A 23727-nucleotide genomic window follows, 5' to 3' on the forward strand; every position below is an offset into this window, starting at 1 on the left:
TTTTACTGATGGAAGATACGATTCAGAATTTGTTTGCCGGGCGAATAGGCGGGAGCAGATTCGGCAGGGAAGACAAGATATACAAATTCGAGAAGATAAAGAGGGCCAAGACTGCTGCACTTAAAGCAAATCCCGGAACAGAATTGATTGACCTCGGAGTAGGAGAACCCGATGACATGGCCCCGCCAGGGATTGTGGATACCATGCAGAAGGAGTGCGCAAAATGGGAAAACAGGGGATATGCTGACAATGGCATTGCAGAATTCAAGGAGGCTGCGGCCAGGTATATGGAAAGCGTTTACGCTGTCAAGGGACTTGATCCGGGCAGGGAGATAATTCACGGAATAGGCTCAAAACCGGCGCTTGCCATGCTTCCATCTGCTTTTGTCAATCATGGCGACATTACACTTATGACAGTCCCTGGTTATCCTGTTATGGGCACCCACACAAAGTGGTATGGCGGAGAGGTTGTAAATCTGCCGCTTCAGGAAGAAAATGATTTTCTGCCTGATCTTGACTCAATCGGCAGGTCCATACTTGATAGGGCGAAACTACTCTATCTCAATTATCCGAACAATCCTACCGGAGGGGCAGCCACGCAGGAGTTCTTTGAGAAGGTCGTCAGGTTTGCATCAGACAACAATATTATCGTTGTTCATGATGCGGCATATGCTGCACTCAATTTTGAAGGGAAACCATTAAGCTTCCTGTCCATCCCCGGCGCCAAAGAGGTAGGTATAGAGATACACTCCCTGTCCAAGGCGTTCAATATGACAGGATGGCGTATAGCCTTTGTTGCCGGCAATGAAAAGGTCGTAAATGCCTATGGATTTGTAAAAGACAACTATGATTCGGGCCAGTTCAAGGCAATTCAGAAGGCTGGAGCATATGCGCTTGATAATGCATCGCTTACAACAGATATCAGCAGAAAATATGAAAGGCGGTTGAATGCACTCGTTGAAACACTCAATTCTGCAGGATTCTCTGCAAGAATGCCGAAGGGGTCATTCTATCTCTATGTGAAAATTCCAAAACGCACAAAATCCGGCACCATTTTCAATTCTGCTGAAGACTTTTCAGAGTTTCTGATAAAGGATAAACTCATTTCGTCAGTACCCTGGGATGATGCCGGCAGTTATGTCAGGTTCTCTGCGACCTTTATTGCAAAGGATCTGTCTGATGAAACAAGGATTTTGAATGAGGTCAGGAGAAGGCTGTCAGATACAAGATTCGAATTCTGACGGCCTGTTGCTTTTCTACTAACCATTTTTTGAGCGGTGGCGGCTGTCTTGATAGATGCATTTATCGGCATCGGCACCAACCTTGGTGACCGCAAGAAACACATATCAGAGGCATTGGAATGTCTGGGCAAAAGGACTGACATAAAGATAATAAAGTCATCTTCCCTGTATGTCACTGAGCCGATAGGTTACGTCGGCCAGGACTGGTTTTTAAACTGCGTTGTTGAAGTGATGACCACAATGCCACCCTACGAACTCCTCAAACACTGTCAGGCAATAGAAGAACAGATGGGACGAACAAGGACTATGCAATGGGGGCCGAGGATTATTGACCTCGACATACTCCTCTATAACGATGCCGTAATCGAAGACGAGGAACTTACGATCCCTCATCCAAACATGGACAAGAGGCGGTTCGTGCTTATCCCGCTTGTTGAGATAGCGCCAGACGTTATACATCCTGGAATTAACAAGACAGTAACCGACATCCTGAAGAATCTCAATGATGCGCATAAGGTAGACGTTTACAGGGAATGCTGAAAAAAGGTGATAATTTTTCATAGCACAACGGAAATGCAGCATCATGCCGCTGAACTCCGTGAGGCTGGAAAGACGATAGGCTTTGTGCCGACCATGGGCGCTCTTCACCAGGGACATTTAAGCCTCATTGAACATGCAAAGAAGGAATCGGATGTTGTTGTTGTTTCCATATTTGTAAACCCCGTTCAATTTGGTCCAAAAGAAGATTTCAATCAATACCCCAGGAACATACAGGGCGATACAGAAATCTGTGGATCTGCAGGGGCAGATATTCTCTTCACTCCATCAGCTTCTGATATCTACCCGCAGGGATTCACGACATATGTATCAGTTGAGAATCTCTCTAAAGTGTTATGCGGTATAACAAGGCCGGGTCATTTCCGTGGTGTGGCAACTGTGGTACTGAAACTGTTTAACATAATTAAGCCACACAAGTCATTCTTCGGACAGAAAGATTATCAACAGACAGTCATCATAAAGAGGATGTCAGAAGACCTGAACGTGGATACTGAGGTAGTAGTACTGCCAACAGTGCGTGAAGCAGACGGCCTTGCCATGAGTTCAAGGAACAGGTATCTGAGTAAAACTGAGAGGCAGTCTGCGGCGGTTATCTATCGCTCTTTAAAAGCGGGAATATCCCTGTTTGAACAGGGTGAAAGAAACTCTGGAAGACTCCGGGATGCGGTCACAGGCATTATTAATGAAGAACCTTCCATTAAGACTGAGTATGTTGCCGTCATCCATCCGGAGACGCTTCAAGAAGAAACAGATGCCAGAAAAGGCACAGTCATAGCAATAGCAGCCCGTATCGGCAATTCACGACTGATTGATAATATTATATTGTAATGTATAACGACGACATTAACCCACATTCAGAACATTTGGACTCCCTGTCTGCAGATGAAATAATCACACGTATGAATTATGATAATCTGCGGGTAATGAATGCAATCAACAGTGCAAAAGGGCCCATAACAGCAGCTATTAATGATGCTGTTTCGGCAATACAATCAGGCGGGAGTCTTATCTATGTAGGCGCAGGCACAAGCGGGAGGCTTGGAGTCCTTGATGCATCAGAAATACCCCCGACATTCGGAGTGTCTCCGGAAGTGGTAAGGGCAATCATAGCAGGCGGCGACAGGGCTATAACCTTAGCGGTTGAAGGCGCTGAGGATGATGAGGATGCCGGAAGGAAGGATGTATCAGGCATTGGCAACAGAGATATGCTGCTTGGCATTACTGCAAGCGGCTCAACGCCATATACGATAGCCGCACTGAAGGAGGCAAAGCGCAGAGGATCCAAATGCTGGCTTCTTGTCTGCAATGAGGTTACACTGGATTTCCCTGACGGTATAATCAATCTTTCTGTTGGACCGGAAATGATAGGCGGGTCAACAAGGCTAAAGGCTGGAACCGCTACCAAGATCGTTCTTAACATGATATCTACTGCCGCAATGATCAAACTGGGCAAGGTATATAAAGGCTACATGGTGGATGTCATCCCTTCAAACAGGAAATTGAGAAAAAGGGCTCTCAACATTATACAGGGAATCACCGGCTGCAGCAGCGAGGAGGCGGAGGTATTTCTTGAAAAATCCGGTGAAAACGCAAAGACCGCCATACTGATGTATATGAAGGGGCTTAATTTAAATGATGCAAAGGAAGTGTTGAAAAGTAGCGAAGATTCCCTGCGAAAGGCCCTTGAGGGGTGATGCAGGCAGCAAAACAAATTCGTATCATCGGACTTATGTCCGGGACATCGCATGACGGGGTGGATGCAGCGCTCGTAGAAATTGAGGTGTGTCACCCTAAACGTGCTATGTGTCATCCTGAACTTGTTTCAGGATCTCAAACGAAGCCGGAAAAGGAGATCCCGAAACAGGTGCGGAATGACAATGAAGCGGGACTTTCAGGTGAAATTACTGCAAGACTAATAAGGCATATCCATCTCCCCTACCGCAAACCCTTAAGGAATGAAATCAGGAAGGCATTTAATGGTAACACTGAGCTAATCTGCCGCCTCAACTTCGAACTCGGTGCGGTTTTTGCAAATGCCGTACTGTCCCTGCTGAAAGAAAGCGGTCATAGTCCTTCAGACATAGACGCCATTGCCTCCCATGGCCAGACCATCTATCACATCCCGCCATCAGGCGGACGACATGGTTCAACACTCCAGATTGGCGAGGCATCGGTCATTGCAGAACGTACAGGTATACTGACCATCTCTGATTTCAGGACTGCAGACATGGCCGCCGGCGGACAGGGCGCCCCGCTCGTCCCCATGGCAGACTATCTCCTCTTCAGAAGATCAGGAAAAGTAACGGCTATATTGAATATCGGAGGCATTGCAAATGTTACGACCATCAGGGACAAGATAGATGAGACGGTTGCATTTGACACAGGTCCAGGTAACTCTCTGATTGATGAAGCCATGCTGCTTATTTTCAAAGGAGAGAAATCATTCGACAGGAACGGGGCTTTTGCAAGGTCAGGAAGGCCTGTCCCCAAAATGCTTAACGAATTACTCTCTCACCCCTACTTTAAGAAAAGGCCGCCCAAATCAACAGGAAGGGAAACCTTCGGCGCCGGGATGGCAAAAGATATATTAAAAAGGTATAAGAAGTTTGAATATCAGGATATCGTCTCGACACTCACCCACCTTACTGCCAGGACTATTTATGACTCTATAATCAAATCCAGACCGGAGGAAATCATATTAACCGGCGGAGGTGTAAAAAACAGATTCCTTACAGAACTTATACATGGCCACTTTAATGACAGCGCCATCAGGTTAAGTGAAATCTCCTGTTACGGCATCCCGCCACAGGCAAAAGAGGCTGTAAGCTTTGCCATACTCGGCTACCTCTCGATGAACCGCAAACAGGGGAATGTACCATCAGTAACCGGAGCGCGACACGGGGTAATACTGGGCAAGGCAACATTGCCTTCACGTTATTGCACGAACTGAAACCTATCGCTCTTTCTACCTGATAAACGTGCCGTTTCGATATTCTTCAAACGCGGTCTTCAGCTCTTCCTCTGTATTCATCACGATCGGACCATACCAGGCAACCGGCTCACCGATAGGTTTGCCTGATATGAGAAGAAAACGGACCGGTTCGCCTTGTGTTGCAACAGTCACCTGGTCACCATCTCCGAATAACACCGCTGTACCGTTGTGGATAAATGAATCCCGTTCCATGTCGAAATAGTTTTCTCCCTCGGCATCATAAGCAAAAGGGTCCTTTTCACTGCAAAAGACACCCTTGCCACCGATGACATAGGCAAAGACCGTATGGCCCCGGCTTGTGCTGTGGGTAAACCCGGAATGTGCCGGGAGCGTGACATCGAGGTATTCCGGGGCAATGACTATGTCCCTTACCGGTCCCTCTCTACCCTCCACTGCCCCGCAAATGATCTTGACCTTAGCGCCGCCCGTAGTCGTCACCTCAGGCACCTGCGGACTTTTGATGTCGCGATACCTGGGGGCCATCATCTTATGAGATTTAGGGAGGTTGGCCCATAGTTGAAAACCTTCCATCACACCGTCGTCGTCCCCGAGCGGCATCTCCTGGTGGATAATGCCGCTCCCGGCCGTCATCCACTGCATATCACCGGACGATATGACACCCTTATTACCCATACTGTCCCCGTGCTCCACATCACCCCTGAGAACATACGTGATCGTCTCGATACCACGATGGGGGTGCCATGGAAACCCTTTGATGTATCGTTCCGGGTCCGAATTTCGAAAATCGTCCATCAACAGAAACGGGTCGAACAACGGCACTTCGCTGAATCCAAAGACCCGCCTGAGATGGACCCCGGCCCCTTCCAGCGTGGGCTTGCTTTTGAACACCTTCCTGATCCTTCTGTTCTTTATCATAACAAAACTTCGTCTCCCATTATTATTATCCGCCACCTGTCACGACAGTGTCAATCTTATTCATCCGAAAAACCCCATTATTTACCACAAAGACACAAAGGACACAAAGAATTATATTTTAGATACATCATTCAAAAATGCTCCTGTATACCTGTCATTCCCACGGAAGTGGGAATCCAGAACCAGGCCTCGGTCTGGAATCCCGCGTAAGCGGGAATGACGTTTTCATAAACCTTGGTGAGCCAGAGGCTCATGACGGTTCACCTATAGATATGGATTGCTTGACTCTGTTTCCTCAATCCGATAAACTTCCGAATACAGTAATGGAGCAGGCCATATCATGGAGAGTCGTCAAACATTAATTGAAGAGATTAAAACCCTCCTTTCCCCGAGGGAAGAGATTGCCCTGGCTTATCTCTTCGGATCTTTTTCAAAGGGTACCCCCACCTCTCACAGCGATATAGATATCGCTGTTCTCATTAACGGGAATATATCAGAAGAAGGATATCCTTACGGCTACCGCTCAGAACTTCTATCACATCTAATGAAAGGTCTCCGAACAAACAGCATTGACCTTGTGATCCTCAATGAGGCACCTCCCTTCCTTAGATTTCAGGTCATTCGATATGGCAAAATCATCCTCTCAAGGTCCGAGACTGCAAGAATAGATTTCCAGGTAAAGACTATATCAAGGTATAACGACGTAAAGAGACTCATCGGTACTCAACAAAGATACATATCTGAACGACTGAAAAACGGGACATACGGCAAACGGTGATAGACACAACGCTTATCAGAAGAAAACTTGGAGAACTGGAAACTTGCATACATACACTGGAACGCCTTCGAGGCTATTCACTGAAGGAGTTGCAGGAGGACAGGGCAAAGGCATGGTCTGTTGAGCATGGCCTCCAAATCGCTGTGCAAACCGTGATTGATACAGGAAACAATATACTCGCAGCACTCGGTGAACACGAGATCGAAGATTATGTAGACGTTATTGACAAACTTGGAGAACAGGGCGTTATCCCCAAAGCATTTTCACAATCTATCCGTGGGATGGCAGGTTTTAGAAATATACTGGTTCATGAGTACGCTGCAGTAGACCTCACAAAGGTCTATCATGTATTGCAGAATCAGTTAGATGACTTCAGGCAGTTCGCTAAACATATTGATGCTTATCTGGCCATTTGCAGTAAGAACGGGGCATAATAACTCACGTTGTTCCTTCTTCTGCAATTCGACTGTCGTGTCCCATAGTGATATAATGCAACATATGATATCGCCAATGGATAAAAGAAAAGAATATGGCCAGAGGAAATTTCTCAAGTTTTCACCTCTCGAGAGGATGGAGATTATGCATCAACTCCTGATGGAAATAATTGCCATAAAGGCAAAGGCAGAAGGCATAACAGAACATGAAATCTATAGAAGATACCTTAAAAATAATCCAAGACATTATCAAAAATTTTCCGGCTGATATAGATATTGCATTAATCGGGGGATATGCCGCTGTCTTACATGGTGTTGAGAGGACAACCCTTGATATTGACTTCTGTGTCTATTCTAATATTATCCATTCCACAAGAGATTCTTCAAAGTTAGTAACCCTCTTGATAAAATACCTTCCGGAGCGATTTCATGTCGAATTGATTCAGGGAAGTAGAATCCATGATGATCCTTTTAAACATGACGTTATATTTATAGAAGATACTATTGGTGAATTTATTAGAATAGATTTCCTGATTGCTAAATATAAGTGGGAATTAGATGCCATTCGCTCTGCCCTCCCCATGGAAGGTATCCCAATACCGGTTGTAACAAAGCCTTACCTTGCAGCACTGAAGTTAAGATCTACAGGATACAAGGATGCAGGTGACCTGGTCACTCTCATACAACTGATGACCGAAGAAGAAAAGGAAAAGACCATGGAGCTGGCAAAGAAAATAAGCAGGAATAAAAAGCTGGAACAGCTTCTTTCCAATGCGCAACATGAAGAACCTGCTGAAGATACATCTGATGAATTAATCTGAAGAATCAGGAAATATACTTACGGGGGTTTCTGTCTGTGCACCCCTCAATAATGTCTCTATAGTATCCCAGTTCTGCCAATCTTTGTGCCGATTCTGCAAGGGTTAGAGAGCCTCCATGGAGCCTGCCGGCATCGTCCATCACGCCATGTCCGTGATTCGCGCCCGATGTTTTTGTCTCTTTTACTGAATCTGACACGAGGATTATCCTGTCAGGATTCTTTGTCCTGAAGATCAGTTCCAGGGTTTTCTCATTGAGATGGTATGGATCTGCGATGACCTCTACATATATATGTTTATTAAGAAGTCCAAATCCGGCAATTCCAGGCTCTCTGTGGTGAATACCCCGCATAGCATTGAATATGTGAGTGATGCCCCTGGCACCTGCTTTGAAGCCAGCCTCTGCCTCTGCATACGTTGCATCTGAATGTCCCATGCTGGCAATTATGCCGATGTCAGACATCTTTTTTATGAGTTTAAGGGAACCATTCAGCTCAGGGGCTATTGTTATTATCTTCACAATGTCTTCGAAGCCATCAATAATTTTTCTAAGATTGGATTCATTTGGCTCAATGAACGATGAAGATTTGAGTGCGCCGCATTTTTTTGAATTAAGAAAAGGTCCTTCGAGATGGACACCGAGGATGGCAGCTTCCGGAGGCCGGACATGAAGGTTGTCGCTCCCCCTCGCCTTTGACCTTTGCATCTCCATAGCAGACTTCACAGCAATTATGTTATTACGCATTACATCTATGGCATCAGGATAAATAGCCGGGACAATCGCACTAACGCCAAGTGATGCCTGTATCTCAGCCATCCTGAGTATGTCTTGCGGATTGGATGTCCGGGTGTCGTAGCCTCCTATGCCGTGCGTATGGATGTCAATAATATTCATTCTACCTCTTTAAATGACCATACGGAGAAAGCGTCGTAATCCTTGTGTCCTCCAGTGCCTTGCCCACAGTAAAATGGTAGATATCCTGATAGGTATTGTCCGTAAGGCCAAGCAGCTCATGTACAAGGTCATCATAGTAGCACCCGATGCCTGTACCACGCATGGCATGCGCCTCTGCCTCAAGATAGAGTACCTGTCCGATCATTCCCGCCTCCCAGAAGAGTCGCCTGTAGGAGTGCGGTTCATTCTCTATATTATCCCTGAACCTTGCGAGCATCCCTATCGAAAATGCGCCGTCGCCGGCTATCTCCTGATCACAACTTATATAAGCTGCCTCCTGCCTGTAATCTCCTTTCCTGAGCAAGTATAACGGTAACGTATCCGGAACCTCCTGAACCTTCTCCCATAAGAAATCGGACCTGCATTTGCCCATGAACTGAGATATTTCTTCTTCTACACTCAGCAACTTTTCAAATCCCCCCTTACCCCCCTTTTCTAAAGGGGGGAGGGAGTTTACCTGCATATTATTTCTGAAAAGAAAATAGAGTCCAGGCTCAAGCCCCGTCACACGATGAACAAATATTAACAGACACACCGAAGCATCGCCAATATTAACATCAAACGGTGCACATGACTGACGCGGAATCGTCTTGTCGAGTATGGCAAGAAAATCGTTTCTGCTGATTGCCGTCTCCCCATCATAAGACTGACCGCTCCTCCTCTGCCGTATGATGTCTGCCGCATGGACCCCTGTGATTTCCTTTTCAAGAAATTCACTGCCACCACATAAAACCTGTCTGGCTGAAGCCGTCTCTTTGACTGTTGCAGCCGAAACATCATCAATCACCTCCCACACCACATGCTCCTCACTCAGAAATGCCGGATCTCCTATACAAGGAAGTTTCTTAAACTCTGCAATTATTTCGTCCGGTATGCCTGCAGGCACTTCAGTTTCCGTATCCCTGTGGACAAAACAGAGCAGGTCTGCCTCCTCTTTCTCATGCTCTATCCATGCCGTCCTGGGGAACCCAAGTATCGTTTCAATGTCCTTGTCTGCCACGGCATTCAGATACGTCACCTTCCATCCGGAAAGACCCGCTGAAAAGCTCAGACAGGCCAGGGCATGCCCTACGTCATGATTACAATACCGGAACGCCCGCTCACCATATTTCCAGGCCTCCCTCCAGTAGATACTGCTCAGTGCAACAAAAAAGCCTTCTGTCTTAAAATGGGAGATTACCTTCGACCATAGAGATTGATCAAAGGCAGCCCGCCACTCTACTATATGACGGTATGGATTATAGTGATAGAGCCCGCCGCAATCCTCAGATTCCTTTAGCGGCGGCAGTATCAGATGTACCTCTGTGGGATGAAGGTTCCCGCTTGACGGATTGATACGGAGCGCCCAGGTATCACCTGACATTGATTTCCATGCAGACAGCCCCACGGATAACTCAAGGAAGGCGCCGACATTTTCAAAGGTAAAATATTTAGGCGGGTTCCCCCTCCTGTCATAAATCCCGAAGTAATTGGTGTCAGGATCCTTTGCCATAAAAGGAAACTCTATGACAGGTGCCCCCTCGTATCTTATAAAAGGCGTAGGCTGGTTTGCCCAGTCGAGCTGGCCAGGAGACCTTGCGTAGTTGTCCGGGTAGTGTTTGGTACGCTCATGATACTCTATGACCTTCTGAACTCTGCTCTCCAGATCCATTATGGTTCACCTGCCTTCATCCAAATATCCCCTCTGTTTACCACAAAGACACAAAGGGCACAAAGAATTATATTTTAGAAACATCATCATAAAATGCTCCTATATACCCGTCATTCTCGCGGAAGCAGGAATCCAGAACTAAGCCATCGGTCTCGATTTCCGCTTACGCGGGAATGACGTTTTCATAATACCTTGAGAGCCCTGAGTTGTGAGCTTGCCGAACAGTCGAAGGGCTCATGACGGTTCACCTGTCTTAATTTCAGTTATTGTCCCGCGCAATCTCCATAAGAGCCATAAGCCCGGGACTGCCGATACCGCTGTAATAATAAAAAATGAGGCCCACCCGACTGATTCTACCAGATATCCTGAGGTCGGGGCAAGGAATGTCCTGCCAAGCGCAGAAAGGGATGATAACAGGGCATATTGTGTTGCGCTGAAACGCTGATTGCATAAGGCCATAAGCAGGGCAATAAATGACGCTGTCCCCATCCCACCGCTGAAATTCTCAAATGCCACAGCAAAGACCAGCATGCCGTAGCTTTTCCCTGTCAACGCAAGCGCCATAAATGAGAAATTAGACAGTGCCTGCAATATCCCGAAAAAGAGGAGAGAGCGGAAGAGGCCAAGCCTGATCATCAGTGTCCCCCCTGCCATAGCGCCAAAGATGACAGAGAGAAGTCCTAATCCCTTATTAATTGTACCAACATCTGTTGCAGTAAAACCCATGCCTCTGATGAGGAAGGGGGTAGTCATTGTACCGGCATATGCATCACATAGCTTATAAAGCACTATGAGGACCAACATTACCACAGCATATTCGCGGGAAAAGAAGTCTTTAAGAGGACCCCCTACTGCCTCCTGAAGCGTCCCGGGCGGGAGGATATTATTGTCCGGCTCTTTACCAATAAATGCAGCAACAATCCCAGCGAGCATCAATCCTGCCATGAGGAGATAAGTATTCTTCCATCCGATCTGGTCAGAGAAAATAAGCGCCAGCGCGCCACCTACAAGCATTGCTATACGGTATCCTGTGACAAAAACCGCTGCGCCTAACCCACGCTCCTGGTCGCTGAGTATGTCAGTGCGGTATGCGTCAGACACAATATCCTGAGATGCAGAAATGAAGGCAACCATAAGGGCAACGATGCCAAAAAACATCAGGTCATCCTTAGGGGAGCCCATACTCATCAACAGTAAACCAAGCATGACCCCGATCTGTGTCAGGATAATCCATCCCCTGCGCCGCCCAAAAAGAGGCGGGACATATCTGTCCATAAGGGGAGACCAGAGAAACTTGAGTGTGTAGGGAAGGCCAACGAGAGAAAATATACCGATTGAACGGAGGTCAACGCCGGCAACAGCCATCCACGCCTGAAGTGTGCCTGATGTAAGGACAAGGGGGAGCCCGGAGGAAAATCCGAGTAATGACAATACGGCAATATTGCGGCTGGTAAATACCTTTACGATGTCATTTCGCACCGAACTTAACAACCCATCGCCTCCTTGTATTTTCAGAGGGAAATAGCATAAACTGATACGAATGATAACATACTTGGGTAAATGGACAATAGCACTTTTAGACGATCTTTTGCATAAGACCGCTGCAATTACTGACATCGGTGAGCGCATAGGGTACATCTCAGGTCAATTCCTCAATATACCATACAAGGAATCAACCCTGACTGGCAGCATAACCATCCCGGAAGCCCTGGTCATAAACCTTGAAGGGATGGACTGCATGACGTTCATAGAATACATTGAGGCAATGCGTCTTTCCGGCTCATTTAAGGAATTTACAGAGAATCTTAAGAAGGTCAGATACAGGGACGGGGAAGTATCTTATAAAAACAGGAGGCACTTCTTTACTGACTGGACCGCATACAGCCCCCGGACAGTGAAAGATGTAACAACATTAATAGGAGGGATAAGGAGTAGAAAAATCATTAAGCGATTGAATCTGAACCCTGACGGGACATATCTGCTCAACGGCATCCCCCCCACGGAGCGGGAACTCGCCTGCATACCTGCTGATGCAGTAGATGATAAAGTTGTTGAAAAACTAAGAACAGGTGATTACGTGGGAATTTATTCTGACAGGGGGGGGTTGGACGTAAGCCATACCGGAATTATTATAAAAGATGAAAGAAAAATCCATCTTCGCCATGCATCATCACGTAAAGCGACTGGACAGGTGCTGGATGAAGATTTGAAAGATTATTTAGAAAGGAAGCCCGGTCTTATAGTTCTGAGATACCTTTAACTTAAATAATGCTCCCATCTATAGTATCTTATTCAAGTAAAATAGAATAAGGGTGTAGTTTTGTGAAGGCAACCTCACTGACTGTGCTCCTTTGACCCCAGCCTTGACAACATCTCGTCAAAATAGGGACGGTCCCGCAGGTTCATGTACTCTTCCGGGAAGGTGACAACCTCGATGGTGGCCATCTGCCTCACTGGGTCCATGTTCCTGAGGACAAAGGAAAACCTGCTGCCGTCAATCAGCTTCGTATTATTCATAAACGGTGTGTCAAAATAAGAAACACCGATCTCTACAGTCTTGAAATTGAAGCTATCCTCAGCAGAACTCACCCTCACACGGGCCTCGGAAGAAGAAACCTGCCGGAGCAATACGGAAAATTTAAATGAGCTTTTTTTCTTTCCCCTGATAGTAAATGTGTCCATCCTCTTGCATCCTTCGGTCTCTTCCACGCACAGGATCATTTCAATGGGTTCGTTTTCAGGCTTGGTGAGCATGTTCACCTGACGGTCTGCCGCGTCCCGTGCAATAGAGATCAGCCTTGACCTTTGAGCTGGTGTAACCTTGTTATCAAGATCTTCAAACAGGGGTCTGGCATCAAAAAATTCCTGAAAGTTCAGGGTAAGCAGATGGAGATACATCATCTGCTTCTCCGGGTCTCTTACAATATCCTGTCCGAAATATGATGATATCAGGGAATTAAACATCTGGGACCTGAGTGCGCTGTCTGACTGCTCACGCTGGGTCATGATCTGAACGTACAACTGAGTCTCACGATTTTTCTCCTGGTTATAGTTAATTACTACAGGGATGAAGATACCGGCAAGCAGGGCGCCGATGGCAGTCACCGTTTTGGTAATGATGTCAAACCGGCTGGTTATGGGGGGCTTGTTTGTCTCCACAGTTTACTCCAGCTTCAGGTTTTTCTCTGTATCCTGCGGGAAGATGTCCACCTTTTCCTCTCTGACCTTGCCGTCAGGGAGTTTTATCCCGAGCGTATAGGTTCCGGGATCGAGTCTGATGGAATAATATCCAAGGCTGTTCGTCTTGATCTTGTTGTCCTTTATCGTAATCTCTGCATTCTGTAATGGCTTTCCCTTGTACCAGATCGTGCCATAAAGCTCAGAGGCCCCTGCTGTAAGAGGACAGATCATGACAATCATAATCGCTAATATCATACAATATCGTTTCATTGATATCTCCCTCCGGTAATTATTAAGTGTAATCAGGATGTTGCCTATTTTATGGTCAGAGCAGGGGTAATGTCAAGGTCACAGGACGCAAAACATTATGATAAATTTACCGGAAGCCTCCCCCTGAATTGTTCCTCACCCTTCAGGCATCTTATTACAGCCTCCTGAGCATTTACGTTTACATCATACGCGGCAATCAGGATATCAGCATCACTGAAATGACTCAGGATGTAAGGGCTGCCAAAGGAGATGACGATTGATGTCCCGGCATTTTTGATTAGTCCGGTTATCTGTTTCCCTGATTTGTCATCTATCCCTGCACTGCCACGCCAGGCTGCAACCTTTGTAAAGATGGCAATTATAACAATCTCCTCACCAGTCATCACCTGAGTTCCTGAAATTAATTCAGGGCCAAGCCGGGATGTCCATAATATCTTATCGCACCACTCCTCTTCCCCGGCTATCATCAGACTTACCCCAAAGGGGGCAGGCCTTGCATTCTGGCATTTTACTAAAATGCCAGAATGCAAGACCTGCCCCCCTGCTGCTGGTATCAATGTTACAGACATTTCTGTTATGCGACTTGAAATGCCTGCATGGCGGGGTAAATCAATCTCTACCCTCTTGATTTGTGACAGTCGCTGTTTTGTCTTTAATATCCTGTCCATGGCTGTATCTATGGTCTTTTCGGAAAGAAGGTTTAACCTTACAGCCTCTGAAAGTTCTGTTACAGTCTGGCCTGCATCTGAGGGATGCAGCAGTATATCAACACCTGCATTAAGACATTTTGCGACCGCATTCTCTATCCCGCTTATTGCAGACATGTTCAGGGCATCAGTCATTATCAGGCCGTTAAAACCAAGCTCTGACCTCAACATACCGGTTATTATCTTTTTTGAGAGACTTGAGGGATTAGAATCATCAACGGACGGAATCAGCAGGTGACCGGCCATTATACTACTGACGCCGGTCTTTACAGCCTCTGCAAAAGGCCTTGCATCAAACTTTAACAGCTCATCATAAGACTTTTTAATAACAGGCAGCGATATATGAGAATCTGTAGACGTGTCACCATGTCCGGGGAAGTGTTTGGCACAGCTTATCAGATTTAGTCCTTCCAGAACTCTTATATATTCCGCACCGAAGAAGGCTACATCTTCAGGGTCATCTGAAAATGACCTTGTACAGATAATAGGATTATCTGGATTGCTATTCACGTCCAGGACAGGGATGAGCGGCATATTTATGCCGGCATCAATCGCCTCAAGTCCAACCGCCTTTACTGCCTCCCTGAGGAGGGCCATGTCAACGGGCTCGTCCCTGTTAACCGCAGCCCTGACCGCCATCTGGCAGGGGAAATCAGTATAGCCCTTGACCTGCTGTCCCACCCCCCTTTCAATATCTGATGCAATAAACAGTGGGATGGCAGCAATTGACTGAAGCCTTTCAATAAATGGAGTCAGCTCCCCCTTATTTCCGCCAAAGATGATGAAGCCGCCAATACCTTCACGGACGAGGTCTGCAATAGAATCCTGATATTCATGTTCACATATCCTGTCTCCATCGAGCCTGCTGATAATCATCTGATATAGTTTTGACTGCAGGTTCACCTGAAAATGCTCCTGTCTACCCGTCATTCCCACGGAACCTGTCCCCGCATGATTTAAGCGGGGACAGGTTTCGCGGAATGACGTTTGCATGAACCTTGATGAGCCTGAGGCTCATGAAAGTTCACCTGATAATCCCTCTAATCACGTTAGCAACCTTATCCTTGCTTTGCCACAAAGGCATGAATCGTGTTATTATATCAGGTTCTGGGGAGTGGCATCAATTATGTATGACGTTCTAAAGGTACTATTCATATTTGCCTTAATATTGATCCTTGTAAATCGGAAGCTGAATCTAGGCCTGGCCATGATAGCGGGCTCTCTCGGCCTTGCCCTCCTGTACCGGCTGTCGTTAGCAGACATGGGTAAGGTGCTGTTCACAACAGTAACCGGCTACACCGGAATCCAGATGATCCTGGCCCTCGGACTGATCATGGTAATGGAAAACATCCTGAGAAAGACTGAGACATTCAGTGAGATGATGGGGGCACTAAAACATGTCGTACGTGACATCAGGATAGTCCTTGCTGCGCCGCCGGCAATAATAGGGATGGTCCCATCAATAGGAGGTGCATACTTTTCTGCACCATTGGTGGAAGAGGCAAGCAGCGCCATCTCCATCTCAGCTGAGAGAAAGGGGTTTATCAACTACTGGTTCAGGCACATCTGGGAATATATCCTGCCCACCTACCCTGGCATCATCCTGGCCTCTGCACTGACTGGATTTCCACTCGACAGATTGATCGTCTATCATCTGCCGTTCTCAATCATGGTAATCCTGACCGGGACATTATTTTGTTTCAGGGGTATAGGCCTCACCAGCAATACAGGATTGATGCCAAAGCGCAGGGATTATATACTAAAGCTCATCACAAGCCTGCTTCCAATAGGCGCAGTTTTACTCTTTGTCGGTGTATTCCGCATTGATATTGCAATTACCATGGGTATCGTCATAGTATCGCTTTTCATTTACCACCGTTATTCTCCGGGAAGGATAGTTGATACCTTCAGGGAAAGTATATCGTGGAATGTCTTTCTCATCATAGCAGGGATAATTTTCTTCAAAGAGATGCTGGATGCAACCGGTTCAGTTAACAGCATTTCACTTTTTTTCAAGGGCTCAGGCTTCCCACTGATAATACTTTTTTTTATTCTCCCTTTCCTTGTGGGTATGCTCACTGGTCTTACTATCGCATTTGTCGGCGCAACCTTCCCGCTGCTGATTACCATGAGCGGCGGTTCACCTGACATCGGCCATATGGCCTTTGCCTTTGCAAGCGGCTTCACCGGGGTAATGTTCTCCCCTGTTCATATGTGTTTTGTGCTTACAGGTGAATACTTCAGTGCTGACAAGGGGACTATATACAGATATATGATCATACCAAGCAGTATAATCATGTTAACAGCCGCAGTAATGTGGGTTGCTGTATGAAAAAACCTGTTGTCGCCATAATAGGCCGTCCAAATGTAGGAAAATCCACACTGTTTAACCGTATTCTCGGTAAACGGGTCGCCATCGTGGAGGATATCCCCGGTGTAACACGCGACAGAAATTATGCTGATTCAACATATTGCGGCAGGGAGTTTATTTTAGTGGATACCGGAGGCCTCGAACCGGAAACATCAGACTACATACTCTCCCAGATGAGGAAGCAGGCAGAAACCGCTGTAAATGAGTCCGACATCATCATATTTCTCATGGACGGGATAGAGGGGCTTACAACCGCTGATGCTGAGATAGCAGGAATGCTGAGAAAAACCAGCAAGCCTGTTTTCTATACAGTAAACAAAACAGACAGCAAACAGGGGATGTCAAACCTTCCTGAATTCTACTCGATCGGAGTGGAAAAGCTCTATCCGATTTCAGCTGAACATGGCACAGATGTGGACGAACTCCTTGATGCAATTCTTCCGCTTTTGCCCACAGAGGAAGAGGTACAGGAAGGGGATGAATATCCGAAGATTGCCATTGTTGGCAGACCCAATGCAGGAAAATCCACGCTTATAAACAGACTTACCGGGCAGGACAGGCTCGTTACAAGCCCGGTCCCGGGAACTACAAGGGACTCCATAGATACTGTCGTCTCCTATTATAAAAAGCAGTATATCTTCATTGATACAGCAGGTATCAGGAGGCAATCCAGAATAGACAAAGGGGTGGAGTACTACAGTGTTATAAGGGCATTGAGGAGCATAGACAGGTGCCATATCGCAATCCTTCTTCTCGACGCAATGGAGGGGGTTGCAGTACAGGACCTCAAGATAGCCCGATATATCGAAGACGCTGGAAAAGGGTGTATTATTGCAATCAATAAATGGGACCTTGTTGAAAAGGATGAAAAGACCATGGACAGTTACACTAAGAATATAAGGTCGCAATATCCCCATTTATCCCACATCCCGGTAATTTTCATATCCGCACTTACAGGTATACGGGCTGCGAAGATATACCCTGAAATCCATTCTGTAATGGAGGAATACACAAGGCAAATAACAACAGGGGAGTTGAACAGGTTTATCGGAGAAATATCAGCAAGACTCCCGTTGTCTACTTACAGGGGAAAGGCATTAAAGATTTATTATGCCACACAAACAGGCATACGGCCTCCCAGATTCACACTTTTTGTAAATTATCCAGGGGCAATCAGCGTAAATATCAAACGCTTTATAGAAAACAGCATGCGTGACAGGTGGGGGTTTGGCGGAGTGCCAATAAGGATTATGGCGAGGGGGAAATAGTCAGTCTGTTAAAGTAACGGTGATGACTTGCCATGACTGCATGTTTCTCCTTGACGATTTATCTGATATTTTGAAATAATAGGAAATTATGACACGCCTTGGAGTTAACATAGACCATGTAGCCACCCTCAGGCAGGCGCGCGGAGGCAGGGAACCTGAGCCGATAGCAGCAGCCATAATTGCAGAATCCGCAGGCGCAGATGGCATTGTTGTGCACATGCGCGAAGACAGGCGTCATATACAGGAGAGGGACCTGAGATTACTGCGGCAGATATTAAAAACCAGGCTTAACCTTGAGATGGCCCCTGCAGCAGAAATTATTAATATTGCAATTGATGTGAAACCTGATCTTGTCACACTCGTCCCTGAGCGCCGGGAGGAATTGACGACCGAAGGCGGGCTTGATGTGATAAAACACAGGGATGCCTTAAAAAGGGTAATTGCGAGATTCCATAAAAACGACATAGATGTCTCTGTATTCATTGACCCTGACACCAGACAGATCGAGACAGCCCGAAATATCGGCGCGAATATAATCGAGATACATACAGGACGTTACGCCAATGCATCTTCCGGGAAAGAAGAGGAGATGGAAAAGGAAAATATCCTCAACTCTGCCATATTTGCACATAACTCCGGCCTAAGCGTATCAGCCGGCCACGGCCTTAATTACATGAATGTACGTGATATTGCAGCAATAAAGGAAATAGAGGAGCTAAACATCGGCCACAGCATAATATCAAGGGCGGTCATAGTGGGTCTTAACAGTGCTGTACGTGAAATGAAAGACCTGATCCCTATCTCCCCATAATCCTCTTGACCTGCAGCACGCCGTTCAGCTGTTCTATCTTTTGTATAACCCTTTCAAGATGCGGCAGGTCTTTTACTTCTATGACGAAATTGAGGACTGCCTTTTTGTCTTCTGTAGTAGAAATGTCTGCATGGCTGATATTGGCCTCTGATGATGTAATTGAGGATGACACGCTTGCAAGGAGGCCTGGTTTGTCAATCGTAAATACTGAAATGCGGACAGGGTATGATGCTGTACCTGCGACATCCCAGTCCACTGAGATAAGACGGTCTTTATCGAAATCGAGCTCAGCCAGATTTGGACAGTTGACAGCATGGATTGACAGCCCCCTCCCGCGCGTTATGTAGCCGATTATCCTGTCTCCTGGCACAGGACTGCAACATTTGGAAAAATGGAGGAGTATATCATCTATCCCCTTTACACTGACCCCCCCGTCAAGTATTTTTTGCTTTGTAACATCTGCACGTTCATGCACCTCATCCTTCTCTTCCTTGCCTGGGTATACCTTTCGTATAACCTGCTTTACCGACAGTTTTCCATAACCAAGCTGAACGTAGAGATCATCCATACTCCTGATATTCTTTTCCCGCAGGAAGGCGTCTGTCAGCTCTGCTCTTGCAAAACTGCTGAGACTCGTCCCCATTCTCTGGAGTTCCTTTTCCAGTAGTTTGTGTCCGATTTCAAGGCTTCGCCTGTGCTCCTCAATCTTTATTATATGTTTTAATTTATTTCTTGCCTTAGGTGTCCTGACAAATTTAAGCCAGTCCTTGCTTGGGGTATGATTGGGATTCGTCACGATCTCTACAGTATCTCCGCTTTTTAGTTGATAACGCAGGGGGACCATCTTTCCGTTAACCTTGGCGCCGACACAGCGGTTGCCTATCTCAGTATGAATGGAAAATGCGAGGTCAACAGGGGTTGCCCCGCGTATCAGCTCCATGACATCCCCTTTCGGAGTAAATACATATACAACATCAGGGAACAGGTCCACCTTGACAGAGTCCATAAACTGTTTGCTGTCTGAGAGGTCCTGCTGCCACTCCATCATCTGTCTGAGCCAGTTGTATATCTGATTGTCTTTGGTATCTATCTGACCCTTCTCTTTATACTTCCAGTGAGCAGCTATACCCTCTTCAGCGAGTTTATGCATTTCGTCTGTCCTTATCTGGAACTCTACCCGCTGTCCTTTTGGACCAATCACTGTCGTGTGCAGCGACTGATACATGTTCGTCTTTGGTATACCGATAAAATCCTTGAATCTGCCGGGTACGGGCGTCCACATGGAGTGAATCATCCCCAGTATAGAATAGCAATTGACCTTCGTGTCAGTAATAATGCGGATTCCTGCGAGATCGTAGATATCCTCAAATGGTATCCCCTGTGTCTCCATTTTCAGATAGATACTGTAGAAGTGCTTGGTCCTGCCATATACATGGGCATTAAATCCATAGACCTTCAGGTTCTTTTTGACTACTTCAATAACGTCCTCTATGTATTTATCCCTTTCAGACTTGTTCGTAGCAAGCTTTTTTGAAAGCTCTGCATAAACCTCAGATTTCAGGTAGCGCAGAGAAAGATCTTCAAGTTCCACCTTCATCCATCCTATACCAAGACGGTTTGCAATAGGGGCATAGATCTCCAGTGTCTCCTGGGCTATCCTCTTTTGTTTTTCTGGTGGAAAGGGATCAAGTGTCCGCATATTATGGAGGCGGTCTGCAAGCTTGATAAGGATTACCCTTATATCCTTTCCCATGGACATAACCATCTTCCTGAAATTCTCTGCCTGCTTCTCCTCCCGTGACAGGAACTCAACCTTGCTTATCTTGGTAAGCCCGTCAACAATACCTGCTATATCAGCGCCAAATTCGGCATTTATGTCTTCAAAGGTAATAAGGCTGTCTTCAATCGTGTCGTGAAGAAGACCGACAACGATAGATGACGTATCCATCTTCATCCGTACGATTATATGAGCTACTTCAAGGGGGTGTCTCAGGAAAGGTTCACCTGTCTTGCGGAGTTGTCCCTCATGGGCCTTTTCTGCAAACGCATATGCACGTCTCAGGAGTGCTGCGTCTGCCTGAGGGTTATATTCGAGCACTTTTTGTATAAGCTGTTCGGCATTAGGCATATAAACGGCTATTCATTGCTTACCCTTATATCCTTCAACTTTAACTGTATACCGTAGGTTCCCTTCCACAGGTTGAGCTCCGGGGTATAAGCAACGTCAATTTTTCTTTCACTTTGCACAATATTATTATACGCCGATGCCATGCTAAATCCAATACCGTCCCAGAGAGCCCCCCCCTTTTTTAGTTTCACCTTCAGGTGGTCTTTGCCTACAAGCCTTGTTTCAGCAACCCTGAGCCCTCTTGAAACAATGACAGGCTCAGGATTTGAAACACCGTAAGGCGGGAGTAATTCCATCTCCTTCAATAAGGGGAAGCTGATATCTTCAGGGGCAATTTCTGCATCCATGACAAGCCGTGGAATAAAATCTTCCTTTTTTACTCTCTCTTCCACAATATCCGACAATCTTTCCTGTAATAAGGGGACGTTCTCTTCCTTTATAGTCAGTCCGGCAGCATACTTGTGCCCGCCAAACTTCTCAAGAAGGTCTTTGCATGCCTCAAGTCCCTCGTATAAGTTGAAGCCTGGAATACTCCTCGCTGATCCCTTACCTCTGCCATCTTCCTGCAGGGATATCAGGACACAGGGACGGTAGAACTCATCCACAATCTTTGATGCCACAATCCCTACTACCCCCTGATGCCACTCGCGCGAGGCCAGGACAAAGACATTCGCCTTCTCTGCATCCATCTCTTTTAATATCTTATCTCTGGCTTCATTCTTAATCTTAGCCTCTATCCTCTGCCTCTCCTGATTGACCCCATCCAGATATAAGGCAATGCCCCTTGCCTCTTCCCGATCACTGGTCGTCAGCATTTTTACGGCATCATCCGCCGAGGACAGCCGTCCTGAGGCATTAATGCGGGGGGCGAGCATAAAGCTCACTGTTCCGGCGCTGACTTCATTCCCCTTTATGCCGGCAACCTCCTTTAGCGCTGCTATCCCCGGCCTCTTCTCTGCAGAAAGCAGTTTTAAACCCTCTTTCACAAAGTACCTGTTCTCACCTGTGACAGGAGCGACATCAGCAATTACCGCAAGGGCAACAAGATCAAGGTATGAAGAAAGACCGGCATCAATGGAACCATGTAATGCCGTAGACAGCGCCTGAATGAGCTTAAACGCAACACCTGCCCCGGGCAGTCCCTTAAATGGATATGAAGAATCATGCCTGTTGGGATTAAGCAGGGCAAATGCCTGCGGAAGATCAGGAGGACATTCGTGATGGTCTGTAACAATGACGTCAATCCCGGACTCATTCGCGGCTTTTACCGGTATCACAGATGAAGTGCCGCAGTCAGCAGTAAGGATCACGTCAATCCCGAGCGACTTGGCCTTATGCACCGCATTTTCATTAAGGCCATATCCATCCTTCATCCTGTCAGGAATATTCAGGTATGCATCAACACCGTGATTCCTGAAAAATTCAAGGTAGATGGCGCTTGCAGTAACGCCGTCCACATCATAATCACCGGATACGAGTATACGCCCTCTTCGTTTAATGACCTGCATCAGGCGCCCTACCGCCTTCTCCATGTCGTTTAACCTGAAGGGGTCTATGAGATTTTTATATGATACATTGAGAAATTCATTGGCAGAAGCTATATCCCTGATACCCCTGTTGATCAGTATCCTGGACACAAGGGGCGAAATATTGAGCTCAGTGCTCAGGCGGCTTTGAAGCACATCGTCCCCATCACCAATTATCCAGCGTTTTTTCATTAGAAAATGTACCCTTATCCAGCCAGTTTATCGAACTAAAGGCCGGCACTACCTCTTAAATATCCCGCTTTTGCCTTTCCATATGGTGAGAAGGGGACTGGCCACGAAGATAGATGAATATGAGCCAATAAGTACCCCTATGAGAAGGGCAAAGGAGAAGTCATGAATTACATCCCCGCCAAAGAAAAACAGTGCGATAAGCACCATGAGTGTAGTAAACGATACAAGAATTGAACGGCCCAGGACATGGTTTATGCCGTTATTAATAATCACTTCTATGGGTTCCTTGCGCCTGACACGGAGATATTCCCTGATGCGGTCAAATATAACCACAGTATCTGTCACAGAATAACCTGCAAGGGTAAGAAGGGCTGTGATAACAAGCAGATTTATCTCTTTATCCAGGAGATAGAACAGGCCCACTACAACAATAACATCATGAAACGTTGCAATGGCTGCCGCAACACCAAATCTGAATTCAAACCTTAATGCAACATAGATAATGATGCCAATAAAGGATAACACAACTGCCGTAATGGCATCCTTCTGCAGTTTTCTGCCTACAGTAGGGCCAATTTCGAAAGAACTATCAACTATAAATGTATTGTCCGGCACATCCTGTCTAAAGATGGATATCACCCGGTCTGCAACAGGTTCCGTAGTTGCGACAAGTTTTTTCAATCGTATAAGGATCTTATTATCATCAGGAAATTCCTGGAGCTCGGCATCTTCTATGCCATTTTTTATAAGAAGAGCCCTTGCCACATCAATCTTCAGCGGCTTTTCAAATTTCAACTGAACGGCTGTACCACCGCCAAAATCTATCCCGAGGTTTCCATGACCTAAAAGGATCTGAATGATAGCTATTAAACCAATGAGTGTCAGGATGCCGGAAAATATAAAGGCATACTTTCTAAACCCCATAAAGTCTATATGGGTCTCACCAATGAATTCCGTAAATTTCATAATGC

General features: G+C 46.3%; 23 protein-coding genes. 13 read left to right on the forward strand and 10 right to left on the reverse strand.

Features of this window, described 5'->3' with window-relative positions; all coding sequences use genetic code 11:
* The first annotated feature begins 8 nt into the window (after positions 1 to 8).
* The 5 genes from IT393_10855 to IT393_10875 are packed head-to-tail and all read left to right on the forward strand — an operon-like array spanning position 9 to position 4749.
* Positions 9 to 1241: an LL-diaminopimelate aminotransferase gene (locus IT393_10855; GenBank protein ID MCC7203142.1), complete on the forward strand. Its 1233-nt coding sequence runs from the start codon at positions 9 to 11 to the stop codon at positions 1239 to 1241.
* A 48-nt stretch (positions 1242 to 1289) separates the two neighbouring features.
* Positions 1290 to 1781, forward strand: a complete 492-nt coding sequence (gene folK, locus IT393_10860; protein ID MCC7203143.1) for a 2-amino-4-hydroxy-6-hydroxymethyldihydropteridine diphosphokinase — start codon at positions 1290 to 1292, stop codon at positions 1779 to 1781.
* A gap of 6 nt (positions 1782 to 1787) precedes the next feature.
* The gene (locus tag IT393_10865; GenBank protein ID MCC7203144.1) at positions 1788 to 2627 is read left to right on the forward strand and encodes a pantoate--beta-alanine ligase; all 840 of its coding nucleotides are present in this window, start codon (positions 1788 to 1790) and stop codon (positions 2625 to 2627) included.
* Positions 2627 to 3493, forward strand: coding sequence for an N-acetylmuramic acid 6-phosphate etherase (murQ, locus tag IT393_10870; protein ID MCC7203145.1), 867 nt, complete (start codon positions 2627 to 2629; stop codon positions 3491 to 3493). The genes IT393_10865 and murQ overlap by 1 nt, the downstream gene beginning before the upstream one ends.
* Entirely contained in the window at positions 3493 to 4749 is a 1257-nt protein-coding gene (locus tag IT393_10875; protein ID MCC7203146.1) for an anhydro-N-acetylmuramic acid kinase, read from the forward strand. Before murQ ends, IT393_10875 begins: the two co-directional genes overlap by 1 nt.
* A gap of 15 nt (positions 4750 to 4764) precedes the next feature.
* Here IT393_10875 and IT393_10880 read toward each other — a convergent pair whose 3' ends face one another.
* Positions 4765 to 5667 carry a pirin family protein gene (locus tag IT393_10880; protein ID MCC7203147.1) on the reverse strand — a complete coding sequence of 301 codons (903 nt, stop codon included), beginning with the start codon at positions 5665 to 5667 and terminating at the stop codon, positions 4765 to 4767.
* Positions 5668 to 6007: 340 nt separating this feature from the next.
* On the opposite strand from IT393_10880, the gene IT393_10885 reads away from it, so the two are divergent.
* From IT393_10885 to IT393_10900, 4 genes are all read left to right on the forward strand, one after another.
* Entirely contained in the window at positions 6008 to 6445 is a 438-nt protein-coding gene (locus tag IT393_10885; protein ID MCC7203148.1) for a nucleotidyltransferase domain-containing protein, read from the forward strand.
* Entirely contained in the window at positions 6442 to 6879 is a 438-nt protein-coding gene (locus tag IT393_10890) for a DUF86 domain-containing protein (GenBank protein ID MCC7203149.1), read from the forward strand. The genes IT393_10885 and IT393_10890 overlap by 4 nt, the downstream gene beginning before the upstream one ends.
* Before the next feature lie 76 nt (positions 6880 to 6955).
* Complete coding sequence (locus IT393_10895; protein MCC7203150.1) at positions 6956 to 7147, forward strand: hypothetical protein; 192 nt, start codon at positions 6956 to 6958, stop codon at positions 7145 to 7147.
* Positions 7086 to 7700 (forward strand): nucleotidyl transferase AbiEii/AbiGii toxin family protein, encoded by a 615-nt coding sequence (locus tag IT393_10900; protein MCC7203151.1) that lies wholly within the window; start codon positions 7086 to 7088, stop codon positions 7698 to 7700. The genes IT393_10895 and IT393_10900 overlap by 62 nt, the downstream gene beginning before the upstream one ends.
* Positions 7701 to 7704: 4 nt before the next feature.
* Here IT393_10900 and IT393_10905 read toward each other — a convergent pair whose 3' ends face one another.
* The 3 genes from IT393_10905 to IT393_10915 form a co-directional block, all read right to left on the reverse strand.
* Positions 7705 to 8592: a hypothetical protein gene (locus tag IT393_10905; GenBank protein ID MCC7203152.1), complete on the reverse strand. Its 888-nt coding sequence runs from the start codon at positions 8590 to 8592 to the stop codon at positions 7705 to 7707.
* Position 8593: 1 nt separating this feature from the next.
* The gene (locus tag IT393_10910) at positions 8594 to 10303 is read right to left on the reverse strand and encodes a SagB/ThcOx family dehydrogenase (protein ID MCC7203153.1); all 1710 of its coding nucleotides are present in this window, start codon (positions 10301 to 10303) and stop codon (positions 8594 to 8596) included.
* A gap of 234 nt (positions 10304 to 10537) precedes the next feature.
* On the reverse strand, positions 10538 to 11920 hold the full coding sequence (locus IT393_10915; GenBank protein ID MCC7203154.1) for an MFS transporter: 1383 nt from the start codon (positions 11918 to 11920) through the stop codon (positions 10538 to 10540).
* On the opposite strand from IT393_10915, the gene IT393_10920 reads away from it, so the two are divergent.
* Positions 11892 to 12563 (forward strand): DUF1460 domain-containing protein, encoded by a 672-nt coding sequence (locus IT393_10920; GenBank protein MCC7203155.1) that lies wholly within the window; start codon positions 11892 to 11894, stop codon positions 12561 to 12563. The two genes, IT393_10915 and IT393_10920, sit on opposite strands and share 29 nt — an antisense overlap.
* 74 nt (positions 12564 to 12637) lie before the next feature.
* Here IT393_10920 and IT393_10925 read toward each other — a convergent pair whose 3' ends face one another.
* From IT393_10925 to IT393_10935, 3 genes are all read right to left on the reverse strand, one after another.
* Positions 12638 to 13462, reverse strand: a complete 825-nt coding sequence (locus IT393_10925; protein MCC7203156.1) for a hypothetical protein — start codon at positions 13460 to 13462, stop codon at positions 12638 to 12640.
* 3 nt (positions 13463 to 13465) lie between these two features.
* On the reverse strand, positions 13466 to 13753 hold the full coding sequence (locus tag IT393_10930; protein MCC7203157.1) for a carboxypeptidase regulatory-like domain-containing protein: 288 nt from the start codon (positions 13751 to 13753) through the stop codon (positions 13466 to 13468).
* Between the two features lie 95 nt (positions 13754 to 13848).
* Positions 13849 to 15363 carry a hypothetical protein gene (locus tag IT393_10935; GenBank protein MCC7203158.1) on the reverse strand — a complete coding sequence of 505 codons (1515 nt, stop codon included), beginning with the start codon at positions 15361 to 15363 and terminating at the stop codon, positions 13849 to 13851.
* Between the two features lie 223 nt (positions 15364 to 15586).
* On the opposite strand from IT393_10935, the gene IT393_10940 reads away from it, so the two are divergent.
* The 3 genes from IT393_10940 to IT393_10950 all read left to right on the forward strand — a co-directional run bounded on the left by IT393_10940 (position 15587) and on the right by IT393_10950 (position 18910).
* Positions 15587 to 16792: a DUF401 family protein gene (locus tag IT393_10940; GenBank protein MCC7203159.1), complete on the forward strand. Its 1206-nt coding sequence runs from the start codon at positions 15587 to 15589 to the stop codon at positions 16790 to 16792.
* Positions 16789 to 18099 carry a ribosome biogenesis GTPase Der gene (der, locus tag IT393_10945; GenBank protein ID MCC7203160.1) on the forward strand — a complete coding sequence of 437 codons (1311 nt, stop codon included), beginning with the start codon at positions 16789 to 16791 and terminating at the stop codon, positions 18097 to 18099. The genes IT393_10940 and der overlap by 4 nt, the downstream gene beginning before the upstream one ends.
* An 88-nt stretch (positions 18100 to 18187) precedes the next feature.
* The gene (locus IT393_10950; protein ID MCC7203161.1) at positions 18188 to 18910 is read left to right on the forward strand and encodes a pyridoxine 5'-phosphate synthase; all 723 of its coding nucleotides are present in this window, start codon (positions 18188 to 18190) and stop codon (positions 18908 to 18910) included.
* Here the strand turns inward: IT393_10950 and IT393_10955 are convergent.
* From IT393_10955 to secF, 3 genes are read right to left on the reverse strand one after another with little or no spacing between them, the layout of a single operon-like run.
* Positions 18897 to 21038, reverse strand: a complete 2142-nt coding sequence (locus tag IT393_10955; GenBank protein MCC7203162.1) for a bifunctional (p)ppGpp synthetase/guanosine-3',5'-bis(diphosphate) 3'-pyrophosphohydrolase — start codon at positions 21036 to 21038, stop codon at positions 18897 to 18899. The two genes, IT393_10950 and IT393_10955, sit on opposite strands and share 14 nt — an antisense overlap.
* Positions 21039 to 21046: 8 nt before the next feature.
* Positions 21047 to 22756 (reverse strand): single-stranded-DNA-specific exonuclease RecJ, encoded by a 1710-nt coding sequence (gene recJ, locus IT393_10960; GenBank protein ID MCC7203163.1) that lies wholly within the window; start codon positions 22754 to 22756, stop codon positions 21047 to 21049.
* A gap of 48 nt (positions 22757 to 22804) precedes the next feature.
* Positions 22805 to 23722, reverse strand: a complete 918-nt coding sequence (gene secF, locus IT393_10965) for a protein translocase subunit SecF (GenBank protein MCC7203164.1) — start codon at positions 23720 to 23722, stop codon at positions 22805 to 22807.
* Positions 23723 to 23727: the final 5 nt, after the last annotated feature.

Source organism: Nitrospirota bacterium, assembly GCA_020851375.1.
In the GTDB taxonomy this organism is placed as follows: Bacteria; Nitrospirota; 9FT-COMBO-42-15; order HDB-SIOI813; family HDB-SIOI813; genus RBG-16-43-11.